This window comes from Loigolactobacillus backii (assembly GCF_003946275.1).
Lineage (GTDB): Bacteria > Bacillota > Bacilli > Lactobacillales > Lactobacillaceae > Loigolactobacillus > Loigolactobacillus backii.
In genome coordinates, this window is the sequence record NZ_RHNQ01000107.1 from 1 (window position 1) to 4,109 (window position 4,109).

Below are 4,109 nucleotides of genomic sequence, written 5' to 3' on the forward strand. Positions count from 1 at the left end.
GAACAATTAGAGAATATCACACAGCATCCAAACAGCGAAGCTGGTCAATACTTGAATACATTTTTAATAATACGAGGAGGCTATGATATGACTGGTGGTGAAGCTGCTGCTTTAATTGCTGCAATTGCATTTCTGATTCTTGTTTTCTTTATTGTGCTCGTTTTGATTCGAGTAACAAAAATTATGCGGGAAGTTCAGGCAACTGTGGCCGAGGCAAACCGCACAGTAACAACAGTAACAAGTGACGTTGATGCACTTTCAAAGGAAGTTGAAGGTCTGTTAACCAAAGCAAATGTCTTACTTGAAGATGTAAATGGTAAGGTGGCGAACTTGGACCCCGTCTTTCAGGCCGCTGGTGATCTTGGTGAGAGTGTTTCGGACGTTAATGAGGCCAGTCATCATTTGGTGGAACGGATAACTGATATTGGCAATTCAACGGCCAAAGCTTCAACTCTGGGCCGAGTGGGGGTAGGAGCGTTACGTTTCTACCAAAATCATCGCCGCAAAAAAGCAACAACTGATAATACGCAAAGGAGTGATTCATAATGGCTAAAGGAAAATTTCTATTTGGTTTTCTACTTGGAGGTGCCACTGCATTTGCAGCAACACGTCTGTTAGCACCGGAATCAAGTGACGAATTAAAGGACAATTTAGCACGAAAGGTCAACCAGTTACGTGATAAGGCAGCTGATTACGCTGACTTTGTGGACGATGCTGCTAATGACTTTACTGACGCCGCTGGGGAAACAACGGATACGTTAAAGGATGCTGCCAGTGATGTTAAATCTGATTTAAAAGATTCAGCGGCTGATTTAAAAGATAATGTTGCCGATGATGCGGATTATGCAGATATTAACATTGATGGGCACAGTGCTTTTGGTGAGGCCAAAGATAATATCACGTCGGCAGCAAGTAGTGCTGCTGATGAGGCTGAGGACAAATTAAATACAGCAACTGATGATTCAGATAGTTCATCAAGTGATTCTGCTGAAAATTAGTTTTAGCTATTATTTTGAAAACACCTTCATTAAAATATTCAGAAAATAAAGCGAAGAGGCCAGGACAAAAGTCCTGGCCTCTTACTATTTTTTCGATCATTACTCTAGAACGTGCGCCAAAAGTCTGGATACACGTGCCTAGCTACAGTTAATCCAATAACTGTACTATGGTTGTTGGATTAGCTGTAGCTAGGCAGTAAACTCAAAACCGACTTTTGTCCCACTCCCTTCCTACGCTTAGTGATTTAGAACCTAGCTATTTCTAAATAATCCCTAGGCCAATCTTAATCACCATTAGTGTAGCGTTATTAGTTAATGTACTGTAATTCCTTTGGTGTATGAGTAAACGGCTTGGCCCCGGTTTCAGTGACGTGGACACAATCCTCAATTCGAACACCAGCAACACCAGGAATGTAGATACCAGGTTCAATCGAGAAACACATACCAGGCTGTAATTCCATATTGTTGCCGGCCATAATTGAAGGAAATTCATGTGTTGAAGTGCCAATTCCATGACCAAGGCGGTGAATAAAGTAATCACCGTACCCAGCTTTGGTAATCACATCACGAGCAATTTGGTCTAATTCCGCTGCTGTAAGACCAGGTTTAACGGCAGCCTGGGCCGTTAACTGTGCTTCTAAACAGACTTTATGAACATCAAGTGCTTTGTCACTAGGTTTACCAAAAGCAATGGTTCTAGTTGCATCACTCATATAGCCTTTATTAACGGTACCTAAATCAAATAAAACTAATTCATTTGGTGCAAGTTTTGTTTCTTTAGGTTCGCCGTGAGGATCAGAAGCGTTAGTTCCAGCCTGAACAATTGTACCAAAGCTCATTTTCATCACGCCTTGTTGCATTAACGCGTATTCAATTTCGGCGACAATCTGTTGTTCGGTTCGGCCGGCCTGAACAGCCTTAAAGCCAACACTGAAAGCATAATCGGCTTGCTTACCAGCCTCGTCCATTAGGGCAATTTCGGCGGGCGTTTTGATCAATTTAGCCTTTTCAATAAAACGACTAGCATCTCCCGGGAAAGTTGCTTCCGGAAAATACTTCAGAATTGTTTCGTAACGGCCCACTGGCAGATCATCTTTTTCAATTGCCCAACGCTGGGAATTTGGTTGGCGTTTTTTGATCTGTTCAGCAATGATGGCAAAGGGGTCCTCGTGATCTAAGTAACCATAATCACCATATTTCCAGCCAGCACCCTTGACTGCTTCAACTTCTAACTGAGGTCCAAAATAGAAGGGATCTTGATCTGGAAAGACTAAGAGTGCTTGCACACGTTCTTCTGGTTCAGCATAAAATCCGGAGAAATAGGCAACGCTTGTTGGGTTGCTAATGAAAGCTACATCTAAATTATTTTCTTGTAGCCAATGACTTAAACTCTGTAAGTGGTCCATAGAATCATCCTTTCTTAACTAAAATTAGTATAGCATATTCAACACCTCTCGTTACCAGATACACATTAATGATCGGTTTAAATAATTTATGAAAACGATCATGTAAATTTTATGAAAAAAGGCTTTAAAACGCTTGCATTTGTTTTCAAACTTTGTTAAGTTGGTAAAGGTGAATTTATGAAAACAAATGAAAGCGAAGAGAGGGACTTATAAATGGAAAAACAAACAATTACAATTTATGATGTTGCCCGTGAGGCAAGCGTCTCGATGGCAACCGTTTCGCGAGTTGTTAACGGTAACCCAAACGTTAAGCCGGCAACACGTAAGAAGGTTTTAGAAGTTATTGATCGTTTAGATTACCGGCCTAATGCCGTTGCTCGGGGTTTAGCTAGCAAAAAAACAACGACGGTTGGGGTTATTATTCCTGATGTAACTAATATTTATTTTTCATCATTAGCACGGGGAATTGATGACGTTGCAACGATGTATAAGTACAATATTATTTTGGCTAACTCTGATGAAAACGGCCAAAAAGAATTACAAGTGTTAAATACGTTGTTAACTAAGCAAGTGGACGGCATTATTTTCATGGGTAATCAGATCTCGACTAATATGCGTTCAGAATTTGCTCGTTCAAAAACGCCAATTGTTTTGGCCGGTTCAGTTGATTCTGATGAAGAAATTGCCAGCGTTAATATTGACTACATTGCTGCCGTTGAAGAAGCAGTTAGTACTTTAATCCGCCACGGTAATAAGAGAGTTGCCTTTGTTACCGGCAATATGGATCAACCAATTAATGGATTATACCGGTTAAATGGTTATAAAAAGGCTTTAGCAAAGGCTGGTTTACCATTTGATGAAAAGCTAGTGTTTGAAACTGAATATAGTTATAAGGCTGGCGAAGCAATCTGGCCTGAAATTAAGGCTACTGATGCGACGGCCGCAGTAGTCGGTGACGATGAACTGGCAATTGGTTTACTCAATGGTGCCGGTGATGATAATGCTAAATTCCCAGATGATTTTGAGATCATTACAAGTAATGATTCCAAGTTGACTGAGATGTCACGCCCAAAGATGAGCTCAATCACACAACCTTTATATGATATTGGTGCAGTTGCAATGCGTTTGTTGACTAAGTTAATGAACAAAGAAGAAATTGAAAACCAAACAATTCTTTTACCTTACGGAATTGTGGAACGTGGTACTACTAAATAATAGTTAATTGTTTTTTGGATAAAAAATAAGCGGCTGAAGTGAACCCCCGGTATTGGACTAAAATCTAATATTGGGGTTCACTTCAGGTTAGGGCAAAAGTCCTGGCTGCTTATTTTTTTTGAGCATTACTCTAGGACGTGCGCCAAACACGACTACAGCTAATCCGAGAACTATAAGTGCGGTTATTGAATTGGCCTACGTTACGCAGTAAATCAAAAACCGACTTTTGTCCCACGCCCATATATTCTTACACTTTAATAATTTTGCTATCATTTTGGTAAAATTATTAAGGTGTATACTAAAAGCGTAAGAATAAATGGAGGCGATCTCATGCGAAATTTTGCACGATCGGCAGGATATTCGATCTTTTTTGTTATTTTTTACGCAGTTGTTTTAGTCGCAGTTATTTTTCAGGGAGTGTACAATATTTTGTGTAAATAGTAATTGAAAAGGGAAGACCTTCCCCGTATGATTAAATCGCCAAACATAA

4 protein-coding genes are annotated in these 4,109 nt (G+C 40.1%); 3 read left to right on the forward strand and 1 reads right to left on the reverse strand.

All coding sequences use genetic code 11. From position 1 onward, the window contains the following. Positions 1-87: 87 nt before the first annotated feature. Positions 88-546: a DUF948 domain-containing protein gene (locus tag EKM61_RS11500; RefSeq protein WP_068223433.1), complete on the forward strand. Its 459-nt coding sequence runs from the start codon at positions 88-90 to the stop codon at positions 544-546. Beyond that, the gene (locus tag EKM61_RS11505; RefSeq protein ID WP_068223436.1) at positions 546-998 is read left to right on the forward strand and encodes a YtxH domain-containing protein; all 453 of its coding nucleotides are present in this window, start codon (positions 546-548) and stop codon (positions 996-998) included. Before EKM61_RS11500 ends, EKM61_RS11505 begins: the two co-directional genes overlap by 1 nt. 308 nt (positions 999-1,306) lie before the next feature. On the opposite strand, the gene EKM61_RS11510 is transcribed toward EKM61_RS11505, so the two are convergent. Beyond that, a complete protein-coding gene (locus EKM61_RS11510) occupies positions 1,307-2,404 on the reverse strand; it encodes a M24 family metallopeptidase (RefSeq protein ID WP_068280875.1) in 1,098 nt (365 codons plus the stop codon). A gap of 213 nt (positions 2,405-2,617) precedes the next feature. Here EKM61_RS11510 and ccpA point away from each other — a divergent pair, with 213 nt between their 5' ends. Continuing rightward, positions 2,618-3,619, forward strand: a complete 1,002-nt coding sequence (gene ccpA, locus EKM61_RS11515) for a catabolite control protein A (protein ID WP_068223440.1) — start codon at positions 2,618-2,620, stop codon at positions 3,617-3,619. Positions 3,620-4,109 lie beyond the last annotated feature (490 nt).